This is a genomic window from Nocardia sp. NPDC059229 (genome assembly GCF_042754165.1).
GTDB lineage: Bacteria > Actinomycetota > Actinomycetes > Mycobacteriales > Mycobacteriaceae > Nocardia.
Genome location: NZ_JBHZAK010000004.1, coordinates 393918 through 416237, shown reverse-complemented (window position 1 = coordinate 416237; position 22320 = coordinate 393918). Strand labels below are relative to the sequence as shown.

The 22320-nt window shown below is 69.2% G+C and carries 22 protein-coding genes and 1 riboswitch; of the genes, 16 read left to right on the top strand and 6 right to left on the bottom strand.

Translation table 11 applies throughout. The features are described from left to right. The first annotated feature begins 3 nt into the window (after window positions 1–3). The 4 genes from ACFXHE_RS13215 to ACFXHE_RS13200 all read left to right on the top strand — a co-directional run bounded on the left by ACFXHE_RS13215 (window position 4) and on the right by ACFXHE_RS13200 (window position 4902). Window positions 4–1149: an LLM class flavin-dependent oxidoreductase gene (locus ACFXHE_RS13215; protein ID WP_379382732.1), complete on the top strand. Its 1146-nt coding sequence runs from the start codon at window positions 4–6 to the stop codon at window positions 1147–1149. A gap of 205 nt (window positions 1150–1354) precedes the next feature. Then, window positions 1355–1579 (top strand): hypothetical protein, encoded by a 225-nt coding sequence (locus ACFXHE_RS13210; protein ID WP_379382730.1) that lies wholly within the window; start codon window positions 1355–1357, stop codon window positions 1577–1579. A gap of 67 nt (window positions 1580–1646) precedes the next feature. Continuing rightward, on the top strand, window positions 1647–3146 hold the full coding sequence (locus ACFXHE_RS13205; RefSeq protein ID WP_379382728.1) for an AAA family ATPase: 1500 nt from the start codon (window positions 1647–1649) through the stop codon (window positions 3144–3146). A gap of 73 nt (window positions 3147–3219) precedes the next feature. Beyond that, window positions 3220–4902: a bifunctional metallophosphatase/5'-nucleotidase gene (locus ACFXHE_RS13200; RefSeq protein ID WP_379382726.1), complete on the top strand. Its 1683-nt coding sequence runs from the start codon at window positions 3220–3222 to the stop codon at window positions 4900–4902. A 33-nt stretch (window positions 4903–4935) separates the two neighbouring features. Here the strand turns inward: ACFXHE_RS13200 and ACFXHE_RS13195 are convergent, their stop codons facing one another. After that, entirely contained in the window at window positions 4936–5703 is a 768-nt protein-coding gene (locus ACFXHE_RS13195; protein WP_379382724.1) for a glucose 1-dehydrogenase, read from the bottom strand. Between the two features lie 185 nt (window positions 5704–5888). Between ACFXHE_RS13195 and ACFXHE_RS13190 the strand changes: the two genes are divergently transcribed. The 3 genes from ACFXHE_RS13190 to ACFXHE_RS13180 all read left to right on the top strand — a co-directional run bounded on the left by ACFXHE_RS13190 (window position 5889) and on the right by ACFXHE_RS13180 (window position 7923). Beyond that, window positions 5889–6443 carry an inositol oxygenase family protein gene (locus tag ACFXHE_RS13190; protein WP_379382722.1) on the top strand — a complete coding sequence of 185 codons (555 nt, stop codon included), beginning with the start codon at window positions 5889–5891 and terminating at the stop codon, window positions 6441–6443. Between the two features lie 46 nt (window positions 6444–6489). After that, window positions 6490–7398, top strand: coding sequence for a LysR family transcriptional regulator (locus ACFXHE_RS13185; RefSeq protein WP_379382720.1), 909 nt, complete (start codon window positions 6490–6492; stop codon window positions 7396–7398). Window positions 7399–7647: 249 nt separating this feature from the next. Next, a complete protein-coding gene (locus ACFXHE_RS13180) occupies window positions 7648–7923 on the top strand; it encodes a hypothetical protein (protein ID WP_354834502.1) in 276 nt (91 codons plus the stop codon). A gap of 174 nt (window positions 7924–8097) precedes the next feature. Here the strand turns inward: ACFXHE_RS13180 and ACFXHE_RS13175 are convergent, their stop codons facing one another. Continuing rightward, complete coding sequence (locus tag ACFXHE_RS13175; RefSeq protein WP_379382856.1) at window positions 8098–9870, bottom strand: NRAMP family divalent metal transporter; 1773 nt, start codon at window positions 9868–9870, stop codon at window positions 8098–8100. Between the two features lie 341 nt (window positions 9871–10211). Then, window positions 10212–10390: riboswitch (M-box (ykoK) riboswitch) on the bottom strand. 187 nt (window positions 10391–10577) lie between these two features. Between ACFXHE_RS13175 and ACFXHE_RS13170 the strand changes: the two genes are divergently transcribed. Next, the gene (locus ACFXHE_RS13170) at window positions 10578–11003 is read left to right on the top strand and encodes a DUF6636 domain-containing protein (protein ID WP_379382718.1); all 426 of its coding nucleotides are present in this window, start codon (window positions 10578–10580) and stop codon (window positions 11001–11003) included. Here the strand turns inward: ACFXHE_RS13170 and ACFXHE_RS13165 are convergent. Next, window positions 10988–12067, bottom strand: a complete 1080-nt coding sequence (locus tag ACFXHE_RS13165; RefSeq protein WP_379382716.1) for a xanthine dehydrogenase family protein molybdopterin-binding subunit — start codon at window positions 12065–12067, stop codon at window positions 10988–10990. The genes ACFXHE_RS13170 and ACFXHE_RS13165 overlap by 16 nt on opposite strands. A 28-nt stretch (window positions 12068–12095) precedes the next feature. On the opposite strand from ACFXHE_RS13165, the gene ACFXHE_RS13160 reads away from it, so the two are divergent. Together ACFXHE_RS13160 and ACFXHE_RS13155 are read left to right on the top strand one after the other, a co-directional pair. Then, window positions 12096–12866 (top strand): PucR family transcriptional regulator, encoded by a 771-nt coding sequence (locus tag ACFXHE_RS13160; RefSeq protein WP_379382714.1) that lies wholly within the window; start codon window positions 12096–12098, stop codon window positions 12864–12866. Window positions 12867–12873: 7 nt separating this feature from the next. Beyond that, window positions 12874–13122: a hypothetical protein gene (locus ACFXHE_RS13155; protein ID WP_379382713.1), complete on the top strand. Its 249-nt coding sequence runs from the start codon at window positions 12874–12876 to the stop codon at window positions 13120–13122. Between the two features lie 60 nt (window positions 13123–13182). Here the strand turns inward: ACFXHE_RS13155 and ACFXHE_RS13150 are convergent, their stop codons facing one another. Both ACFXHE_RS13150 and ACFXHE_RS13145 read right to left on the bottom strand, forming a co-directional pair. Further along, on the bottom strand, window positions 13183–13536 hold the full coding sequence (locus tag ACFXHE_RS13150; protein ID WP_379382711.1) for a hypothetical protein: 354 nt from the start codon (window positions 13534–13536) through the stop codon (window positions 13183–13185). Between the two features lie 130 nt (window positions 13537–13666). Continuing rightward, window positions 13667–15088, bottom strand: coding sequence for an amidase (locus ACFXHE_RS13145; RefSeq protein ID WP_379382709.1), 1422 nt, complete (start codon window positions 15086–15088; stop codon window positions 13667–13669). 81 nt (window positions 15089–15169) lie between these two features. Between ACFXHE_RS13145 and ACFXHE_RS13140 the strand changes: the two genes are divergently transcribed. The 5 genes from ACFXHE_RS13140 to ACFXHE_RS13120 all read left to right on the top strand — a co-directional run bounded on the left by ACFXHE_RS13140 (window position 15170) and on the right by ACFXHE_RS13120 (window position 20618). After that, window positions 15170–15808, top strand: a complete 639-nt coding sequence (locus ACFXHE_RS13140) for a TetR/AcrR family transcriptional regulator (RefSeq protein ID WP_379382707.1) — start codon at window positions 15170–15172, stop codon at window positions 15806–15808. 600 nt (window positions 15809–16408) lie between these two features. Further along, entirely contained in the window at window positions 16409–16828 is a 420-nt protein-coding gene (locus ACFXHE_RS13135) for a YciI family protein (protein WP_379382705.1), read from the top strand. Between the two features lie 11 nt (window positions 16829–16839). Further along, on the top strand, window positions 16840–18120 hold the full coding sequence (locus ACFXHE_RS13130) for an RNA polymerase sigma factor (RefSeq protein WP_379382703.1): 1281 nt from the start codon (window positions 16840–16842) through the stop codon (window positions 18118–18120). A gap of 94 nt (window positions 18121–18214) precedes the next feature. After that, on the top strand, window positions 18215–19387 hold the full coding sequence (locus tag ACFXHE_RS13125) for a serine hydrolase domain-containing protein (RefSeq protein ID WP_379382701.1): 1173 nt from the start codon (window positions 18215–18217) through the stop codon (window positions 19385–19387). Between the two features lie 127 nt (window positions 19388–19514). After that, window positions 19515–20618, top strand: coding sequence for a family 43 glycosylhydrolase (locus tag ACFXHE_RS13120; protein ID WP_379382699.1), 1104 nt, complete (start codon window positions 19515–19517; stop codon window positions 20616–20618). A gap of 2 nt (window positions 20619–20620) precedes the next feature. Here ACFXHE_RS13120 and ACFXHE_RS13115 read toward each other — a convergent pair whose 3' ends face one another. Further along, on the bottom strand, window positions 20621–21634 hold the full coding sequence (locus tag ACFXHE_RS13115) for an AraC family transcriptional regulator (protein ID WP_379382697.1): 1014 nt from the start codon (window positions 21632–21634) through the stop codon (window positions 20621–20623). A gap of 163 nt (window positions 21635–21797) precedes the next feature. On the opposite strand from ACFXHE_RS13115, the gene ACFXHE_RS13110 reads away from it, so the two are divergent. Further along, window positions 21798–22319 carry a hypothetical protein gene (locus ACFXHE_RS13110; protein ID WP_379382855.1) on the top strand — a complete coding sequence of 174 codons (522 nt, stop codon included), beginning with the start codon at window positions 21798–21800 and terminating at the stop codon, window positions 22317–22319. Window position 22320 lies beyond the last annotated feature (1 nt).

Here is a 22320-nt window from a genome sequence, read left to right as displayed (position 1 = left end):
CGCATGAGCTTGTCGTTCCACTGGTTCCTGCCCACCTCCGGCGACTCTCGCGGCCTGGTGGCCGGCGGGCACGGCACCCCGATGTCGGGTGACCGCCCGGCCTCGCTGCACTACCTGAACCAGATCGCCGCGGCCGCCGAGACCAACGGCTTCGAGGCCGTGCTCACCCCCACCGGCTCCTGGTGCGAGGACGCCTGGCTCACCACCGCTATGCTGGTTGAGACTACCGAGACGCTGAAATTCCTGGTGGCCCTGCGCCCGGGCCTGATGAGCCCCACCCTGGCCGCGCAGATGGCGGGCACCTTCCAGCGGCATTCCGCGGGACGGCTCTTCCTCAATGTGGTGACCGGCGGCGAACCGCTGGAGCAGGCGGCCTACGGCGACTTCGCCGACAAGGAGACCCGGTACGCCCGGACGGGAGAGTTCCTGGATGTGGTGCGGTCACTGTGGAACTCGCACGAGCCGGTCACGTTCCGCGGCGAGCACATTCACGTCGAGAACGCGCTGTTGAGCAATCGGCCCGATCCGGTGCCGCCGGTGTTCTTCGGCGGCTCCTCGGCCCCGGCGGGACCCGTCGCGGCCCGGTACGCCGACACCTATCTCACCTGGGGTGAACCGGTGCTGGCGGTCAGCCGCAAGCTCGACTGGATCCGCGGGCTGGCCGTGGACCACGGCCGCAAGCTGGACTACGGCCTGCGTATCCACGTCATCACCCGCGACACCTCCGAGGAGGCGTGGGCGGTGGCCGACAAGCTGCTGGCCGGGATCGACCCGGCCGATATCGAGCGCGTCCAGAACGCCCTGGCCAAGAGCGAATCCGAGGGGCAGCGCCGGATGTCGGAGCTGCACAACGGCAGCACCGACCGGCTCGAGATCGCCCCGAACCTGTGGGCGGGCGTGGGCCTGGTGCGCGGTGGCGCGGGCACCGCGCTGGTCGGCTCGCACGCGGAGGTGGCCGAGCGCCTCGTCGAATACTCGAAGGCCGGCATCTCCCACTTCGTGCTCTCCGGCTACCCGCACCTGGAGGAGGCCTACTGGTTCGGCGAGGGCGTGCTGCCGATCCTGGAGCGAAAGGGCCTGTGGCAGCACCCGATCCGCCGCCCGTCCCTTCCCGTCTCGACCCCGTTCGCCAGCGCGTCCAGCAGCTAGACCCGAAGTAGCCGGGCCCGGCCGCCGCACCCGAGGGCGCGGCGGCCGGTGAGTACATGCCGTGAGTAATTCGGCGGAAGCGGCAGCGGGACAGGTCTTCCTACGCTTCGGGCAGCACCCACCGCGGGTGACTCCGAGAGGAGGAGACCATGTCCTATATCCACATCAGCCACACGCCCGCGTCGGATTGCAGCGGTACCGGGAGGTGCACGAGGCGCTCGGACCCGAGCCCCTGGCGGGCAACCTGCTGCACATCGTCGGCGAACTGGACGGCACCCTGCACATCGTGGACGTCTGGGAATCCGCCGCCGCGGCCGACAGATTCGCCGCCGAACGGCTCTTCCCGGCCTTCGAGCGCACCGGCATCGCACCCGGCCCGGACGCCACCATCGAGGCCTTCGAGGGTGAGATCACCGACCGGCGCGGGTAGCGGTCGGTGCTCCGCATTCCGGGCGGAGAGGTGTGGCGTGCGAGCAACGTGCGGTCCGGAGGTATCCGTGTCGACCGAGTTCATCGGGCGCGAGCGCGAGCTCGCCGACCTGCGCCGGCGATGGGAGCAGGCGGCGCACGGCACGCCGCGGCTGATCATCTGCCGCGGTGAGGCGGGCATCGGCAAGACCCGCCTGGCCAGTGAACTCACGACCTGGGTCCGAACGCGAGGTGGCCGCACGCTCTGGGCACGGGCGCTGGAAGCCCGGGATGCGCCGCCGTTCGGGCTGTGGCGGCAGGCCTTCGACGCATCCGAGCCCGACATCGAGGATCCCGCGACCGGCCGGACGCGACTTTTCGACGGGTTCGCCGACCGGCTCACCGGGGACGAGCCGGTGCTGCTGGTGCTCGACGACATCCATTGGGCCGATGAGCCGTCGCTGCTGGCGCTGCGGCACATCGTGCGCGGCTGGCGCGATCAGCGAATCCTGGTGTGTGCCAACGCCCGTGACACCTCCGCCGACGCCGAGGCGGGCTGGCGGGCCGTGGCGCCGGAACTGCTGCGGGAGCCGGTGACCGACGTCCTGGACCTGACCGGGCTGTCCCACGGCAGCTCCGCCGCCTGCTTGAGCGCGGCGGCCGAACGTGCCGTGCCCGACCGCATTACCGCCGCCGCCTACCGGATGAGCGGTGGAAACCCCTTCTATCTGCGGGAACTCGGGCGGAGCCTGCTCGGCGCCGCCGCCGGCGACGAGCTGCGCCTGCCCGCCACACTGCGGGAAGTGGTGCGCGGCCGCCTCGCCACCGTGCCACCCCGTGCCCAGGAACTGTTGCGGGCGGCCGCCATCCTCGATGACGCCTTCCCCGTCGCGATCGCCGCGCGGCTGATCGGCCGCCCGGTGCTGGAATGCCTCCCCGCGCTGGACGCCGCCGTCGCCTCCGGCCTGCTCGTCCTCGAATCACCGGGCGGGACAGTGCGATTCACGCACGCCCTGTGGTTCGCCGACCAGCTGCGGCCCTACCGCGATCGGCATGTCGTCAGCGGTGCGGGTAATGCGCACTACTTCGGCCCGGTGCCGCTCTGGCTCGGTAAATTCGCCGCCGCACTGGGTGATTCGGCCGCCGCGGAACGCGAGCTGCGCACCGCGCTGGAGATCTGCCGGGACACCGGCGCCCAGGGTTTCGTGGTCGAGGCGAGCACTGATCTGACCGCGGTGCTGCTGGCGCGCGGGGCGACCGAGGAGGCGCTGGCACTGGCGAAAGCCGCGCTGCCGCAGGCCGAGTCGATCGGCATGCCGCCGTGGACTGACCGACTGCGGAGCCTTGCCGCCGAGGCGTCCGCGCGGGCGGTGCTGTCCCCACGTGAGCGGGAGGTGGCCCAGCTGGTCGCCGCGGGGCTGAGCAATCGCGAGATCGCCACCGCCCTGGTGCTGTCCGAGCGCACCGCGCAGAACCACGCGCAGCACATTCTCACCAAACTCGGCTTCACCAATCGCGCGCAGATCGTGACCTGGGTGTATAACGCCGCCCGTGGCCCGGGCGCACAGGCTGGACTGCGGCCTCGATGAACAGGGCTCGGAGACGCCGGAATTCACCCTGTCGTAGTGCGACCGTCGACCGCGTCTGACACAGTCGACAGGTATGAACGGTCGGCGGCGTGTTCTGGGACTGTGCGCGGCGGTACTGAGTTTGGCTCTGGTGGCGGGCTGCGGCGGTGCGGACAACCCGACCTCCGCTACCTCGACCGCGGTGCCGCTGGTGTCGACCGGCGACCTGCCCAAGGCGCAACCGGGTGAAGTACACCTGTTCGGGATCAACGACCTGCACGGGAATCTGCAACCGCCGGACGGCGCCAACGGCAAAGTGGGGACGTACACCGCCGGGGGAGCGGCGTACCTGGCCGCGCATCTGGCGCGGCTGAAGGCGGCCTACCCGGACAGCGCCATCCTGTCGGCCGGGGACAATATCGGGGCCAGCCCGCTCGTCTCCTCCCTGTTCCACGACGAGCCGACCATCGACTTCCTGAACTCGGTGGGTGTCGCGGCCTCGGCGGTCGGCAATCACGAATTCGACCACGGCGTCGCCGAATTGCGCCGACTCCAGCAGGGCGGATGCGCTGCCGACGGCTGCACGCCGGGCGAGCCGTTCACCGGGGCGAAGTTCCCGTACCTGGCCGGCAATGTCACCGACGGCAACGGCCAGCTGCCGCCCGGGCTGAAGGCGTGGACCATGCTCGAATTGGGCGGCCACAAGATCGGCGTCATCGGCGTCGTCACCACCGACACCGAGCACATCGTCACGCCCGAGGGCATTCGTGGCTACCGCTTCGGCGACGAGGCCGACGCCATCGGCAAGTACGTGCCCGAGATGAAATCCGCGGGTGCGGAAACCGTGGTGGCGCTGCTGCACGACGGCGGCGCCCAGCAAACCCACGGCGGCCCGGTCGATTACAACGGCTGCGCCGGCATCTCACCCGACGTCCAGGCGCTGGCCCACCACACCGATGCCGCGGTGTCGGTGCTGCTCACCGCGCACAGCCACCAGGCCTACAACTGCACACTGGACGGCAAGGTGGTCACCCAGGCCGCCTCCTTCGGCCGCCTCGTCGCCGACGTTACCCTGCGCTTCCACGACGGCAAGGTCGAGGCGAAGGCTGTCAACCGGGTCGTCACCCGCGATGTCACGCCCGCGCCCGGCGCCGCCCAGCTGGTGGATTACTTTGCCGGACAAGCGAAACCGCTGGCCGATCGGGTGATCGGCCAGGCCACCGCGCCGGTGCCCGCCGAGCCCGCTCCGGCCGGGGATTCCCCGCTCGGCGATGTCATCGCCGACGCCATGCTCGACGCCATGACCACCGTGCAGGCCGTGGCGGCCTTCATGAATCCAGGTGGTGTGCGTGCGGGGCTGACCGGCGGCAACATCACCTACGAGCAGGCCTACACCGTGCAGCCCTTCGGCAATCAGGTGGTGGCGGTGGAGCTGACCGGACAGCAGATCCTGAATCTGCTGGAGCAGCAATGGGACAATGTGAGCAAGCCCGGCGTGTTGTCGGTCGCGGGCATCACCTACACCTACTCCGACGGCGCGCCCAAGGGGCACAAGGTGGTCGACGGCAGCGTCCGGGTGGCCGGGCAGGCGCTGAATCCCGTGGCGGTCTACCGGGTTTCGACCAACAACTTCCTGGCCGCCGGGGGCGACGGCTTCACCGTGTTCCAGCAGAGCCGCGAAACCCTGGTCGGCCCCATCGATCTCGACGCCCTGGAGACCTACCTGCGCGGCCGCGGGGCGGTCACCCCGCCCGCGAGCCGCATCGAGAAGCACTAGCGCCGGAACTCCTCGACCGGGAGCCTTGGAGTGCTATTGGCCCATCACGTATTTCACCGTCGGCCCGGCGGTCCAGCCGCCGTCCACCGCGAGTTCCGCGCCGGTGACGTAGGAGGACGCGTCCGAGAGCAGGAAGACGATGGCCGAGGCGATCTCATCGGCCTCGCCGACCCGGCTCATCGGGGTATTGGGATAGCCGCCCTCACCCTGCTGGATGCCGACCTGTGCGGTCATCGGGGTGTAGGTCATGCCCGGGTGCACGGAGTTCACTCGAATCCGGTCGATGCCGTTCTCGATGGCGGCCACCTTGGACATGCCGCGCACCGCCCACTTGGAGGCGCCGTAGCTGCCGGTCAGGGCCAAACCCATGAGCCCGGCGGCGGAGGAGATATTGACGATCGAGCCGCCGCCCGCCTGCTTGAGCGCGGGGATGAAGGTGCGCATGCCCAGGAAGACGCCGACCAGATTGATGTCGATGACCTTGCGGAAGTGCTCTACCGATTCATCGGCCAGCAGCTCCCCGGTCGAGATGCCGGCATTGTTCACCAGGCCGTGCACGCTGCCGCCGAAGGCGTCGCAGGCCGCGGCCAGCGCGGTGGTCCAGTCGAGTTCGGAGGTGACGTCGAGGTGCTGATAGGCAGCCCGCGAGCCCAATTCGGCCGCGAGCGCCTTGCCCTCCTCGTCGAGCACGTCGGCGATCACGACATTCGCCCCGGCCCCGACCGCCTGCCGGGCGGCCGCGGCGCCGATGCCCCGGGCCGCGCCGGTGATGAGAATCGTCTTGCCGCTCAGATCGTGCATGGGAGGCTCCTTCCAGAGGAACCGGCGCACAGGCGTGGTGACCCGTTCGCCGGCCACACAGTTGGTTTGCTGAATAGTGTCCGATGCGTTCCGAATCGGCTCGGCGGCGCACCCGAATCCATATTGTTGATATGCCAACTAATTCGACCCAGCTGTCGGCGCGGGTATTCCCGTAGGGTGCGGGCGTGAACCGCGCGCCCATCGGCACCGTCGACGAACTCATGACCCTGCTGGCCGGCTGCGCCGACGCCTGGGACATGCCCGACCGCAGCGGCGATCCGGTCGACATCCTCGACCACGACCGGCAGTGCGCCGAGCTCCTGCGCCGGGACTTTCCCGGCGACGAGGAACTCCAGGTGGCCGGGCTGGTGCACGACATCGGGCACGTGCTGGTGCCCGGTGACGACGCGGGGCACGGAGTCCACGGCGGCGACGCGGTCCGGGCCCTGCTCGGCGCACGTGTCGCGCGGCTGGTCGAACTGCACGTCGTGGCCAAGCGGTATCTGGCGGCCACGGATTCGATACACGCCGAGGCGCTTTCGCCGTCGAGCCGGCGCACCCTGATCGCGCAGGGCGGTCCCATGACGCCCGCGGAGATCACGGCCTTCGAGCGCGATCCCGATTTCGCCGCGGCCCTCGCGTTGCGGCGCGCCGATGACGCGGGCAAGGTGGTCGGGCTGACCGTCCATCCCCTCGAGACCTGGCGGCCGGTGGTCGAGCGGGTGGCCGCCGCCCGCTGACCGCGGGTCGCCGGACCCGGCCGGGCGGCGTGCATAGACTCGCTCTGTGCCGTTGTCCCCGCGCGTCCCCGATCTGGCCGCCCTCGATCTGCTGCTGTCGGTGATCGAGCTGGGCAGTCTCGGCCGGGCGGCCAAGGCGCACGGCATCAGTCAGCCCTCCGCCAGCTCGCGCATCCGCTATCTCGAGCAGCTGGTGGGCGTGCCGGTGCTGGAGCGGACGACGCTCGGCTCGCGGCCGACGGCGGCGGGCTCGCTCATCGCCGAATGGGCGCGCACTGTCGTGGATGCGGCCGTGCGGCTGGACGCCGGGATCGACAGCCTGCGCGCGCAGCGGGATTCGCGGCTGCGGGTGGCGGCCAGCCAGACCGTCGCGGAGTACCTGTTCCCGAAATGGCTGGTGGGCCTGCGGGCCCGGATGCCGGACACCTCCATCGCCCTGGAATCGGGCAATTCGGCCGAGGTCGCCAAGGCGGTGCTCGAGGGCCGGGCCGGAATCGGGTTCGTGGAGAGCCCGCGCTTGCCGACCGAACTGGAAAGCCATGTGGTGGGCCGGGATCGGCTGGTCGTGGTGGTCGCGCCCGGTCACCCCTGGGCCCGCCGGGCCGAGATCGACGCGGCCGAACTGGCGCGCAGTCCGCTCATCTATCGCGAACCCGGATCGGGCACCCGGAACTCCTTCGAGCGCGCCATGACCGCCGGAATGCCGGGCTGGGAGCCGAATGTCGCGCTGGAGCTGTCCTCGACCACTGCCATCAAGACCGCCGTCGCCGACGGCATCGCGCCGGCCGTGCTGAGTTCCCTGGCGGTGGCCACCGAACTGGCCGAGGGAATCCTGATGTCGCCCACGGTGACCGGTCTGGATCTGGAAAGACAGCTGCGTGCGGTATGGCCGATCGGACAGAAGCCGACCGGTCCGGCGCGTGATTTGTATGCCATTGCGTGCCGCCCACTGTGAATCGCCCGCGGGAGTTTTCAAGGGAGTCCAGGGGAGTTTTCGCGCCATTCCGGGGAGTTTTGTCCGAAGTGTTGACAGAGTGACGCCCATCACCATAGTGTTCCGGCGCAGGCCCACCGAATTTCCGAAGGGCCAACGCTGCCTGCACATTTCTCCCGCCAATACAATGGCTTCGCTGAATTCGCAGCCTGAAGACTCAAGTGCGCCAACGCCTCCCCGTGGGCGTTATCAAAGGGTTATGGTCACGGCATGGTGCGAACCGCCGCCGCTGCCGCAGACCCGGATGAGCCAGACATTCCGGCCACTGCTTCGCGGCCGAAGCTAGAGGTTGTTCCCGAATCGCCTGACCCCGAAGCGCCACAGTCCCACTCCTTCGGCGCACACGTCCTGAGCCCGGCCGATATCGAGCGACTCCCGTCCTCGGCAAGGCACCGCATCGCAGCCTTCATCCACCTGCAGGTGGCAACCCTGGAGGAATGGCCAGAGCCGGTGCTGCCCCCCATTCCCGATCTCGACGATCTCTGACGGTCGTGCACCCCGGGTATTCCCCGAACCGGATTCGTCCAAACCTGTGTGATCCCGTCCGATTTCATCCCGCACACTGCTGAGCTTCATCGAAAACGTGAGCTTCATCGAAAACGGCCGCAGCCCAAGCGCATCGGTGACGATGTGCAGGAACTGCGGCCGCGCCGTGGTTGATCAGCCGCCGATCGACTGGAAGATTTTGACGCCCACCAGGATCACCGCGAGCAGCAGGTAGCCGCGCAGGGCGAACATGCCCACCGTGCGCGCCGTGGAGAACGCCGGTCGCGCCAGGGTGTCGAGCGCGGGGGTGCGCCAGGTGTCGCGGTCCGCCTCCAGAATGGCCTTGCGCTCGGCCTTGGTGAGGCGAGTGGAGTCCAGCTCCTCCACCTGATCCGGATCCAGTCCGCCGAGCTCGGCCGCGGTCCGCTCGGCCCGGCGACGCCGGCCGCGCTGCCAGGCGATGAGCATGCCCGCCCCGCCCAGGACGCCGACCAGCGCGCCGGCGCCGAAGCCGATTTCGAGGGTCGTGGTGGTCAGGTCCGGGAAGAAGGTGGCCGCGGTCAGCGCGAGCGACAGCAGCACCAGCGACCAGACGATGACCCCGGCGACAATGTTCTGCCTGACCGTGTTCACCCACGGGCCGAGCACGGCCTTGTCATTGCAGAGCAGGACCAGGAACACCGTCGCCGACGGCAGCAGCACCCCGGCCAGCGCCTGCACCCCCTGGGTCAGCAGGCCCAGAACGTGATCGGGGCTGAACGACACCGCGGCGGCGACGCCGAGCAGTGCCGCGTATCCGATATAGAAGGCCGGCGCCTCGGAGACCTTCCAGTGCAGCGAGTGCCGCCGGCCCAGGGTGTCGCCGAGGGCGTAGGTGGTGGCCAGGCCGACGGCGTTGGCGCCGATGAGCGAGGCGTCCAGCAGCAGGATTGCGAAGAGCGCGCCGGCGGTGGTGCCCACGTGGTCGTGCAGCGCGTGGGCGACGGCCCCGGCATCGGTGAAGCTGCCGGCCGCGGCCGTGCCCGCGAGGCCGAAAGTGGTCGCCGCCATGATGGCGACCGCGCCGACCATGACCACGACGATGCCGACCCACAGGTCGATGCGCTCGTAGCGGATCCAGCGGGGAGTGATGCGCTTGTCGACGATATTGGACTGCTGGAAGAACAGCTGCCACGGCGCGACCGTGGTGCCCACGATGGACACGATGAGCAGTAGCAGCGTCGAGTTCAGCCCGCCCGGGAATGACGGCAGGAATCCGTGCGCGACCTGAGATGCCTTGGGGTGCACCAGGAATGCCAGCGGGAACATGACGATGTTCAGCGCGATCAGCCCGAACAGGAACCGCTCCCAGCGCCGGAACGAACCGCCGGCCACCATGGCGAACAGCGCGACCGCGGCCAGCGGCACGGCGATGCCCTTGGGCAGCCCGAAGTAGTTGAGCGCCATGGAGACACCGATGAACTCGGTGACGATGGTGAGCGCGTTCACGATGAACAGATCGCCGACGCTGAACGCGCCCCAGAACTTGCCGAAGCGGTCGAAGATCAAGCGCGCGTGGCCGACTCCGGCGACCGCGCCGAGACGGACCACCATCTCCTGGTTCACGTAGAGCACCGGGATCAGCAGCACCAGGGTCCAGACCAGCGCCATGCCGTAGTTCTGTCCGGCCTGCGCGTAGGTGGCCACGCCACCGGCATCGTTGTCGCCGACCATGACGATCAGGCCGGGCCCGATGATGGCCAGCAGCATGCGGAAGCGCTGGCGGCGGGAACGGCCTTCGAGGGTGTCGTGCCGGCCGATGGAGCCGAGCGCGCCGACGATGTCGCCGACGTGCGCGCTGTCCATGACGGCGCCGGTGGGGTGGACGTCGGCGGCGGGCCGGCCGGCTGCGGCGGGCACGGCGACGGTGGAGGTGCGGCGGCTGGAGCCGTTCGCGAAGAAGGCCATGGCCTGTCCCTCGCTTTCGATCATCAGATGTGCGGGCGTGCGGAATACGCCCGGCCGCCGAGCGAGTTCGGGCACGGATCGGCCGGCCCGGGGCACGCGCGGGCTACTGACCGGCGGTGGAACGCCGGGCACGCCTGTGCGGGAAACGGGTCAGCCGGTGACCGGAATGCGGCAAGCCGGGGACGTCAGAAGAGTGAAATCCGTACTCGGATACGGACTATCGCCGGAACTCATTGTTCGTCCCTCACCTCCTTGCCGCCGGGACGTACGTGGACGTCACTACATCGGGTGTCGCATCGCGCGCGGCAAGAGGGATCTGGGCCCCGCACGACGGCGTGGACCCTGCACCCCTCTCGTCAGAGCTTCGGCACTGCACGACGTATCCGGGGGCTCGCGGCCCGGGAAGCCACTTCGGATCACCCCTTAATCCGGGGTGATCTGTCCTAACCCTGGGCGTCTCTCGACGTCGTCGGATCAGTGGCCTGTGTTCGTACAGGAGCCTCGCCTAGCGAGGTGCTGACTGGGCAATGGTGAGCCCGGTCGTTCCGCTTGTCAAATCCGGGCCGGTCGGTTCCTCGTAATCCATTGTGCCCCAACCCGGTTCGGGCACGGCCACTCCGTGGCAATCATTCATGGTCACCCGGTCCGTTATCGCATCCGGCGGTGGCGACGATCAACCGGTCAACCTGCCGAACCGGGGAGTCGACATGCAATTTCCGATCCGTGCCCTGACCGGGGCCGCCGCCCTGATCGCCGTGTCCACGCTGGGCCCGGCGATCGCCCAGGCGGCACCGCCCGACTTCGTGCGGTTCCGCACGCCGTCGGGAAATATCGGCTGCATCGTCTCCGCGACCACCGCGGCCTGCGAGATCTCCGAGCACGACTACGCCACCCCGCCCCGGCCGGAGAACTGCCACCTCCAGTACGGCGACCGCCTGGTCCTGGAGAGCACCGGCGTCGTCGACTTCCACTGCCACGGCGACCGTCTGGTCGAATCCACCGCGGCGGTCCTCGACTACGGCACGAACATCACCGTCGGCGGCCTCACCTGCCTGAGCACGACCGACTACGTCGAATGCGCCGGGGCGGGCCACAGCTTCCGCCTCTCCCGGCAGGCCTACACCATCCACTGACGGGCACTACGGCTTTCGATAGTGCGTGAGCAGGGCCAATTCGCGTCGGCGGCGTGCACGCTGCGCAGGATGCGCAGTTCGCCGGTATCGGGATCGACCGCCACCTGGAACAGCTGCGCATTGAAGGCGACCGAGCGGGGCGTGCCGCCCCAATGTCCGTCCGCGGCAAGGGATTCCCCGGACTCGGCCGACAACGTGTGCAGCGCCTGCAGGGAGATGCGGCGATTGCCGCAGCGCACCGAGTCCGCGCCGAGCTCGCAGTCCTCGGCGGCAACGCCGAGATGTGTTGCGGCGGTGGCACACAAGGTGGCGGCGAGCTTGCGCGCCGCGTACAGCACCGCCTTGCCTGCCACCACGGTGCCGGTGGACCCGAACGCGCCCGTGTCGTGGCGGACCACATCGGTATCGGACTGGCGGATGGCGACGCGGTCGGGGACGGTGGCCAACTCCTGTGCCGCGATCTGCCGGTGCACGGTCGTGGTGCCGTTGCCGAATTCCGCGGTGCCCACGGCCAGGTCGTAGCAACCATTGGGCAGCAATGTGATCCGGGCGTCGGCGTAGTGTCCGCCGGGTGGTCCGGTGGCGATCATGGACAGGGCGGCGCCGCTGCCGGTCAGCCAGCCCGCCGGGGCCGGCGGGAACGGTTCGGCCAGGGCCCGGCGGATGATGCCGAAGCACTGGTCCAGGCCGTAACTGGCGATGTGCAGATCCTCCTCGTGGCCGCCGGGGTTGACCATGGGCTCGCCGGGGCCGATCATATTGCGCTCGCGGAACACCAGCGGGTCGAGGTCGACCCGGCGGGCCAGCTCGTGCATCACCGACTCCATGGCGAACACCACCTGCCCGAGCCCGTAACCCCGGAAGGCCCCGGCCGGAACGGTATTGGTGTAGACCGAATACCCGTCGACCTTCCTGCTGGGGCAGCGGTACACCGCCATCGACTCACCGACGGCGTGGAAGAGCACCGCCGGACCGTGGTTTCCGTATGCGCCGGTATTGGAGACCACCCGCGCCTGCAGGGCCGATAACCGGCCGTCCGCGCGGGTGCCCGCCTTGATGTGCACCGACGGCAGCACCCGGTAGTCGACGCGGATGCGCCGGTACCGCGACCGGACGCTGGCGGAGCGGGACGAACGCGACCGTGCCGCAACGGAGTTCGTGCTCCGGATGAGCGCACCCCAGACGGGTTCCGTTGCGACGGAGGTGGATTCGCTCGGTGTTGCCGAGCCCGGCCCGTACCGGATGCTGTGCGCGACCGTCGCGCACCGCGATCCCGCGGCCGCCGCCGGCGCCCTGCGCGAACTGGTGGCCCAGTTGAGCGATGCGCCGACCCCGATCGCGACCGACGGCGACCAGGCATTCGCCCTCATCCCCGACCGTCCCGATCTGCTCGACCGCCTGCGCGCGGCCCACCCCACGGTCGCCGCCTGCGACCCGAATGCGACTCTCGCCGTGGGTATCTCGACCGCGTCCGGGCTCGCCGACCTCCCCGATGCCCGCATCCGTGCCACCCATGCCCGGCGCGCCGCGCACACCCTGCGCTCCGGCGTCACCGCCGCCGAGGATCTGGCCACCCTGCACGAACTCCTGGCCGGTGTTCCCGAGCCGATCCGCGACGCCTATCGCACCCGGGTCCTGGGTCCCCTGCTCGAACAGGACGACTCGCACGCGGCCCTGCGCGCCACCCTCATCGCCTTCCTCGACCACAACGGCTCCTGGACCCGCACCGCCGAAGCCCTGTACCTGCACGTCAATACGGTCCACTACCGGATCGAACGGATCGAACGCCTGACCGGGCGCGATCTGTCCCGCCTCGACGATCGCATCGATCTGCGGGCCGCCCTGATGGCGGCCGGTGCATGATCGGTCGGTGTCCGAACTCAACAAGCACAATGTCGTCTACTTCGAAAGTGCCACCATGCGAGGGCTCTACGCCGCTCTCGACGAATGGCAGCAGGCCAACAATCATAGGTTCCTGTCGCTCGGCATCCAGCAGGATAACGGGCTCTTCTGCTGCATTGCCCTGACCAATCCCGCCGAGGTGGTCATCACGAGCGCCGACGGCCACAATCACGCCGCCGTCAACCGATTCGGCCTGCTTTCCGTCACCTCCGACTAGCCGATCTTTTTCGGTTCAGTAGTTCAGTAGTTCAGTTCCGGGTCGTGGCCGGGTGACCGGTCACGACTCGACTCCACGCCGCTTCTGCCACGAACTGACCTGCCGTGGACGCCATTCCCCGCGGACCAGAGGGTTGTGCCCCTGCCGCCCGGCGCGCTGCTCCCGCTTGAATTCGCGGAAATATTCGAAGCGGATCATCAGCAAACCCGAGACGATGAGCACCGCGGTCGCGATCGCGCCCAGTATCGCCCAGCCGTGGTAGCCGGACGCGGCGGCAGTGAGTGTCATGCCGAGGCATGCGATGCCGAGCAGGCACAGCACCAGAGCTGGGCCTTCGCCCGGGTCCTCGATGGCGTCACCGGGATGCGGATGCCAGTGCTCTCCGTTCGACTTGACCGCCGTCACCCTGACCATGTCCCTACCTCCCTCGAACCGAGAAGACTCTTCACCTGTAGTCCAGAATGCACCCGGTGTTGTGGCTACGTGCGAGTAATGTCCTGAAATTTCGGAGAGAATGCCTGATTCTCAGGCGTCATTTCAGGAATCATCCCAGCAATCGGCCCTCCGTCGGGAGGTGGATACGCGGGAAAGGCTGTTCGGATTCGAGGAGATACGCCAGTTCGATAAGGGTCCGTTCGTCGCCGTGCGCACCGGAGAGCTGCACGCCGACCGGCAGTCCCGCGCTGGTGCGGCCCATGGGCAGCGATATGGCGGGGGTTCCGGCGATATTGTTCAGCGGTGTATAGCCCACGTAACCGGTGAGCCGCTCGATCAATTCGGGGAACGGAACCGTCGGTGAGACGAATCCGAGTTCCGGTGTGGTGTGCGAGAGGACCGGCGAGACGACCACTTCGTGCCGCGCGAACATCCGGGCGTAGGCGGCCGGCACCCGGCGTAGTCGCCGCAGCGCACCCGGGGTGCGGTGCAGGGTGCGGCGGTGATGGTCCCGCAGGCCGCGGGTGAGGCCGTCGGCCTTGGCGGCGTCGAAGGACCGGTCCAGGATGATCTTCCCGGTGCTGACCGCGAGATCGGCGAGCAATGCCCAGTACTGCACGAAGTCGGCGGCGAACTGCGCGGTGACCGGCAGCGTGATCGGTTCCACGATGTGACCGGCCCGCTCCAGCAGGCTCGCGGTGTGCTCGACCGCCGCCCGGGTGGGCACGTCGACCTCGGCGCCGGTCACACTGTGCATGATCAGCCCCACTCGCAGCCGGCGCTGGGCCGGGCCGTGCACCGCCCCGACCGGTGCGAGCCTCGGATTGCGCCACACATCCTCGGCGGCGGCCACGAACGCCGCGGTATCGCGGACCGTGCGGGTGACCACGCCCTCGGAAATCATGTGAACGGGAAGGTGTTTCACCTGTTCACCGTCCACGTGCCGGCCGCGGCTCGGCTTGAGCCCGACCAGTCCGCCGCACGCGGCCGGAATGCGAATCGATCCGCCGCCATCGTTCGCGTGCGCGATCGGGACGACGCCCGCGGTGACGAGCGCGGCCGACCCGCCGGACGACGCGCCGATCGAATGGGCCAGGCTCCACGGGTTCCGCGCGGCCGGCTCGGTCATGTACTCGGTGGAGGCGTTGAAGCCGAACTCCGGCAGTCGCGACTTGCCGATCAGCGTCAGTCCGGTGCCCAGGAACTGGCGGGTGTAGGCCCCGTCCTTCGCGGCGGGCCGGGCCCGGAAGGCTTCGCTGCCATGGTTCGTCGGCAGGCCCGCGACATCGGTGTTGTCCTTCACGAACGTCGGGACTCCGTACAGCGCGCTGCCGGGCCGGGTGGCGTAGCGCGGGGAGTCGTAGAGCGGGCAGGCGACCGCGTGCAGCTCGGGGTCGACCGCGCGGGCCCGGTCGATGGCGGCGGCGGCGAGCTCCCGCGGGCTCGCCTCGCCGGCGCGGACCAGGTCGGCGAGGGCAACCGCGTCGTGTTCGCCGAGGGCATCGTCGCGAAAGGCGTGGAGGGGCGTCATGCCGAGCAAGCCTAGAAGAACTTACAGACTTTGCCCAGGTAAATCTGTAAGGAATTACAGAGAGCGACTAGGGTGGGTGGCGTGACCGAACGCCGCCATCGCCCGAGCGCCCTGGCTCGGCGAGCAGCCCTGCTCAAAGCCGCAGTCGAGGTGGCGGCCGAGGTCGGCGTGGCCGGGGTGACCCATCGCGCGGTCACCGAGAAGGCCGGGCTGCCGCTGACCACCGTCGGCTACTTCTTCGACTCGATCGATGCGCTGACCGAGGAGGCGCTGCGCACGTATACCGAAGAGGATGCCGACACCCAGATCGCGATCGCGGAGTCGCTCGCCGAGGCGCACGGTTCACCCGACGAGATCGCGGCCGCCTTCACCGCCGCCGCCACGCCGCGCACACCGGAAACCCTCGCGCTGTTCGAGGCGTACCTGCACGCGGCGCGTCGGCCGGAATCCCGTGATGCGGTCACCCGCGCGCTGACCGCCGCGCGCCGGGCCGCCGCCGCGGGCGCGCGGGCGGCCGGGGCCCCGGATCCGGATGCCATGGCGCCCGCCTTCACCGCGCTGGCGCACGGGCTCGCGCTGCACGAGATGGCCTCGCCGGGTGCGCTGCCGCCCGACACCGTGCACGCGGCCTTCCGCGCGATGTTCCTCGGATTCCTGCTCGACAGCGGGTATATCGAGCCGGCCCTGCAACTCAGGCGGCAGCCGGCACCGCAGGAGTAGCGCCGTGACCGACCCCGCCGTGCGGCATCGGGACCGGGTGGACGCCCGGCTGGACCTGCCGATCATTCCGCCCGCCGTGCTGATCGGGGTCGCCGAGATCGGGCGATCGGTGTGCAGAATGCCCTGGCCACCGCGCCCGCCGACGCACCGGCCGACCTGCCTTCCGACGCGACGTCCCTGTTGGCGGCCGCGCAGGGCGGGCGACTGCTCGGTGTACCGCCGCTGCCGGCGCTGGCCGCGGGCGCGGCGGCCAAACGGGCGGCTACGGCTACCAGTGGTGGAGTGGGGCGACCCCGGACGGTTTCCAGGCCAATGGTTTCCAAGGGCAGTACATCACTGTCAGCCCCGCGGGCTGCCTGACGGGCGTGCGTCTCGCGCATACCGTGCAGTTCACCGGCGCCGGGGATTTCGCTGGCCAGGGCAACGCGGAATGGCACACCCTCTAGGGCGGTACTCCAACAGCTCGGCGGCTGTCGCTGACCGCTCGTGGCGATCGGGCCCTGTCGATCTTTTTTCGCGGCCGTGTCGATCTGTCGGGGAGGTCGTTCGACCTTGGTGTGAGAGGGTCGGACAGCGACCCGCGACAAGGAGGACAATCCCGTGAAGTACATGCTGATCTGGCGCGCCAGCGACGAGGGCAATGCGGCCATGGCCGAGGCCGACTTCGAGAAGGTGCTCGAATCCGTCGGGCGCTTCAACGACGAGCTGATCCGCGCCGGGGTCCTGCTGGCCGCCGAGGGTCTCGACAGTGCGGAAGAGGGTGTGGTGGTGGACTTCTCGTCGGAGCCGCCGCTGGTCACCGACGGACCCTACGGCGAGACCAAGGAGCTGTTCGGCGGCTTCTACATCCTGAACGTGGCCTCCAAGGAGGAGGCCGTCGAATGGGCCAGGCGGGCGCCGTCGTTCGGTGCCGGATTCAAGACCGAGATCCGGCGCGTCACCACCATCGACGAATTCCCGCAGGACAACGAGTGGATCCAGAAGGAACGCGCCTGGCGCGAGGCCACCGGGCAGCTGTGAGCCGCTGAGCCATGGCCGACCCCACCGGTCGTGACGCCGTCGCCGCGGTGTGGCGCATCGAATCCGCGCGCATCGTCGGCGCCCTGGCCCGCTACACCGGCGACTTCACCCTGGCCGAAGACCTCGCCCAGGAGGCGCTGGCCGAGGCGCTGGTGACCTGGCCGCGCGACGGCGTGCCACGCAATCCTGCGGGCTGGCTGCTCACCGTCGGCCGGCGTCGTGCCATCGACGCCTTCCGCCGCCGCGCCACCCGCGACGACCGGTACCGCGCCCTCGCCCGCGACCTGGGCGAGGGCGGGGTCGCCACCGGCGGGACACCCGCGGAAACGCCAGGGGCGGAACCGCTCTGGGATCCCGATCAGATCGACGACGACGTGCTCGCGCTCATGTTCGTGTCGTGCCATCCGGCGCTGTCCCGCGAAGCGCAGGTGGCGCTGACCCTCCGCGTGATCGGTGGCCTGACCAGCGACGAGATCGCCAAGGCCTTCCTGGTGCCCACCGCGACGGTGCAGGCCCGCATCACCCGCGCCAAGAAAACCCTCGCGGCGGCACAGGTTCCGTTCGCCATCCCCCCGGCCGACGAACGCGCCGCCCGGCTCGGCTCGGTGCTGAACGTCGTCTACGTGATCTTCACCGAAGGCTCGTCGGCCACCTCCGGCGCACACCTGATCCGCCTCGACCTCGCCGCCGAAGCCCAGCGCCTCGCCCGGGTGCTGGCCCGCCTCGTCCCCGAGGAGCCCGAGGTCCACGGTTTGCTGGCCCTGCTGGAACTGACCGCCGCCCGCTTCCCCGCCCGCACCGACGCCACCGGCCGGCCCATCCTGCTCGAACACCAGAACCGAATGCGCTGGGACCGGGCGGCGATCCGCCGCGGCCGCGCCGCCCTCGACCAGGCGGCCCGCCTCGGCCGCGGCCTCGGCGCCTACGGTCTGCAGGCCGCGATAGCCGAATGCCACGCCGTCGCCGACTCCGTCGAGGCCACCGACTGGCCGCGCATCGTCCTGCTCTACGAAGCCCTGGCCCGGCTCTCGCCGTCCCCGATCATCGACCTCAACCGGGCCGTCGCGGTCTCCATGGCGGAGGGTCCCGCCCCTGCCCTCGCCATCGTCGACGACCTCAGATCGGCTGCGGCCCTTCCGAATTCCCATCTGCTCCCGAGTGTCCGCGGGGAACTGCTCGCCAGACTGGGCCGGACAGCCGAAGCCCGAACCGAATTCGACCTCGCTATCACCCTGTGCGGCAACGACCAGGAACGCACCCTGCTCGAAGCCAAACTCGCCGAACTGGATTGACCAGCTCCTCGGGTCGGGCTCGGGGATTTCCCCCATGCCGATTCTGGGGATGTGCCGGATTACGCCGGGGCGGCGGCGAAACTAGCGTTCAGCCATGACTTCGACTCTGCGCGGGCGCCTTTCGGTTGCCCTCGGTGCCGCCGTGTTGCTCGTCGCCGAGATGGCCACCGCGGTCGCCCAGCCCGCCGTGCCCTCGCTCGCGGAGCAGTTGCGTCAGGACACCGAAGCGATCCACGCCCTCGGTGTCAGCGGCGTGCAGGCCCGCGTCATCACGCCCGACGGTGGGCAATCGGTCGCCACCAGCGGCACGGCCGACCTGAACACCGGCCTCCCGGTCCCCTCCGACGGCTACTTCCGCATGGCCAGCACCGCCAAGACCCTGGTCGCGACGGTGGTCCTCCAACTCGAGGCCGAGCACACGCTGACTCTCGACGACACGGTCGACCGCTGGCTGCCGGGAGTCGTGCAGGGCAACGGGAACGACGGCAGCCGGATCACCATTCGCCACCTGCTCCAGCACACCAGCGGTATTCACGACGACCTGCCCGGATACACCACGCCGGAGGAGTACTACCAGCAGCGCTACGACCTCTACAGTCCCGAGCAGCTGGTGGCCCGTGCCATGGCCCAGGCGCCGGACTTCGCGCCCGGGCAGGGCTGGCAGTACTCCAATACCGGATATGTCCTGCTCGGCATGATCATTCAGCAGGCCACCGGCCGACCCGCCCACCAGGAGATCGAGGCCCGCGTCCTCGGCCCGCTCGGGCTCGACCAGACCCGGTGGACCGGCGCCTCGCCCACCCTGCCCGAGCCGCACGCCCGGGCCTACCAATTCTTCGGTCCCGGTGCCGAGGTGGACGTCACCGATCAGATACCCGTTGAGCACGAGACCCTTTCGTGGGTCACCACCACCCGGGACGAGAACAGCTTCTTCCGCGCGCTGCTCGGCGGCCGGTTGCTCCCCGCGCGGCAGCTCGCGGAGATGAAGCAGACCGTCTCGGTGAGTGCGGAACTCCAACAGCTGTGGCCCGGTGGCCGATACGGGCTCGGCCTGGCCGAACGGCCCCTCGGCTGCGGAGGAACCTACTGGAGTCACGAGGGCGGGGACGGCGGCTACATCACTCTCAACGGCGTCACCGAGGACGGCACGCGAAGCGCCGTGGTGTCCATGTCCGAGGCGCGCGGCGACACTCCGGAACACATCCGCGACCAGGAGAACGTGGCCGGCGCCCTGATCGACCATGCCCTCTGCGCCGGGAGCCGGTGAGCAGCGCAGCCGATCGTTGTGGAGTCCCAGCGAATCGCTGTGCAGTCCTGCGGCTTTCCGTATGTGATTGAACTCGCCCACGACGGCGTCGAGACTGAATTCTCGACGTTTGCCGGAGGTGGTGCTGGTGGGTTGGCGAAGAGCCGTCGGGCTGGTCGGTGTTCTGACAGTGGGCGTCGGAACGATGGTCGCAGGGGGCAATACACCGAAGGCCTCGGCAACCGGGGCGCACAGCGAAGTATTCACCAATCCGGTGCTGGCCGCCGGGGCCGACCCGAGCATGACCTACTACCAGGGCCGATTTCACCTGGTGCAGGGGGACTTCTACAACGACGACAACATCGTGATCCGCAGTTCGGACACGCTCGGGGGACTGGAGGAGAGCGAGCCGAAGGTGGTGTGGGAGCACCCCGACTGCCCCGCTCCCGCCTGCACCAAGATCTGGGCTCCGGAACTCGTGCACATCGGCGACCGGTGGTGGATCTACTTCGCGGGGCAGGAGGACGACCGCAACGAGACCCATCGGATGTACGCGCTGCGTTCCACCGGAAACGACCCGACCGGCCCCTACGAATATCTCGGGCCGCTGAACCTGCCCGGCGGCTGGGCCATCGACGGCACCTACCAGCAGTACGCGGGCGCCGGCTACTTCTTCTGGTCCTGCCTGCGCAACCCCGATGACACACGCGTACAAGACATTTGCGTGGTCCGCATGTCGGATCCCATGACGCCGATCGGCGACCGCGTCAGCATCGCAACACCCACCGCCGCCTGGGAAACCGTCCCCAACGACGCGGACCTCCTGCTCAACGAGGCCCCGCAACCCCTGATCGCACCCGACGGCCGCCTCTTCGCAACCTTCTCCGCCAATGCCAGTTTCGACGACACCTACTGCCTGGGCCTCCTCGAACTGGCGCGCGGCGGCGACCCCATGGACCCCGACGCCTGGACCAAATCGGACGGTCCCGTGCTCCCCGGCGGTCCCGGCGCCATCGCCCCCGGCCACAACGGATTCCTCACCATCGACGGCCGCCCCTGGATCACCTACCACGCCCGCCTCGAACCCGGCACCGGCTGGCCCGGCCGCAGCATCCGCGTCCAGCCCATGTACTTCGGCAAGGACGGCCGCCCGCGATTCGGCATGGCCTTCGGCCCCGACGACCCCATCGTGATCGACGGCAAAGACCGCAACGCTCCGGGAACCCCGGTGACGCCCGAGCCGCGGCGCTGAGGTCAGGTCGCCTCGGCCGATGCCCGGGTGCGGCGCCACTGTGCGGGGCTGCAGCCGTGCTGTTTGCGGAACCATCGGGAGAAGTTTCCGGGGGCGGAGAAGCCGAGGAGTTCGGCGGTTTCGGTCAGGGAGCGGCGCGGGTTGGCGACCATGTGGCGGGCCAGTTCGGCGCGGGTCGAATCCAGTAGTGAGCTGAAGGTCTCGCCTTCGGCGGCGAGGCGGCGGTGGACGGTGCGGCGGTCGACGCCCAGGCTGCGGGCCACCTGCTCCACCGAACAGCGACCGGTGGGGAGGAGCAGTTCGATGAGCTCGCGGACGCGGTCGGCGGTGGTCGCGGGACGGACCGGGTGGACGGGGTCCAGCAGCCGCTGGGTGTAGGCGCGCAGCTGCGGATCCGCCATCGCATTGGGCGCATCGAGATGGCTTGTGTAGGTGAGGATTCCATTGAAGTCCTGCTCGAAGGTCACCTGCGGTCCGAAGACCCGGTGATGGGCGCGCAGATCGGGCGGGGCGGGGTGGGTGAAGCGGACCTCCACCGGCTGCCACGGGGCACCGATGAAACCGGCGAGTAGGTCGTGCAGCACGCCGACCGCGAGTTCGACGGATTGGCGAGTATCGCCGGGCTGCCCGATATCCAGGGTCAGCCGGATGGTGGCGAGGCCGTTCTGTTCGGTGAGGCGGGTGTGCAGCGCCTCGTTGTACGTGTCCTCGTGCCGCGACATCACGGTCAGAGCGCTGCGCACGTCGGGCTCCTCGCGGACCACCAGGCTCAGCGGACCCAGATTGGCGAAGCGGCGGCGCTCGGCCAGGCGCAGCCCGAAATCTGCGCAGTTCGTCGCGACGGACGAGTGCTCGAGCAGCTCGGCGATCGCGGCGGCGGGCACCCAGCGGTCCTGCAGGCTCAGACCGGCCGGGTCCAGGCCGGACGCGCGCAACAGCCCCACCGGGTCGATGCCCAGCGACCGGCACAGCTCCACGTATTCGTTCAGCGCCGCGTAGCGGGCCAGTGGTTTCACCGATTCTCCGACGTCCCGAAATGATCAGCATCCTGTCCCGTAATGATAAGCAGTCGATCCCTGCGGACCATACAGTGGGTTTCGTTCCAGCAACCGAAGCCAGACCGAAGGAAGGGACGACGACGTGGCCACAAGCAACGAGGATTGGTCCAAGCCAGCAGCGATGGCCATCCCCGAGACGGGGTACTTCGAGTACGAACAGGGGCGCTACGGCCCGGTCTATCCCCGCACTCCAGCTAACTATGGGTTTTCCATCGTCGCCAAGGTCAAGCCGGGTCATGAGGCGGCGATCCGGGAACACGGCAAGGTCATCCAGGCCGCGGTCGAACAGGATCCGAATGTGCTTGCGCCGCTGCGGCTGCACTATCTGCGGTGGGTGCTGTTCGATATCGGCGACGGCCTGACCTTCCAGTATCAGGGCATCTTCGACACCGATTTCGACAAGTACCTCGAGGACGCGCTCGACCTGTTCCTGTCCACGGGCATCACCACCGCCTTCGTGAATCTCGAAGGCTTTCCCGAGGATTGGCGCACCAATCGGGCCGCTGCCATCGAATTCTTCCGCAAGCACCAGTTCCCGAGCTTCCTCGAATACGGCGAATACCCGTTCGTGACCTCCGACGAGGTCAAGAAGGCCCTGCGGCTCAAAGCGGCGTTCTCCGGCATGCTCGACGAGATGCAGTAGC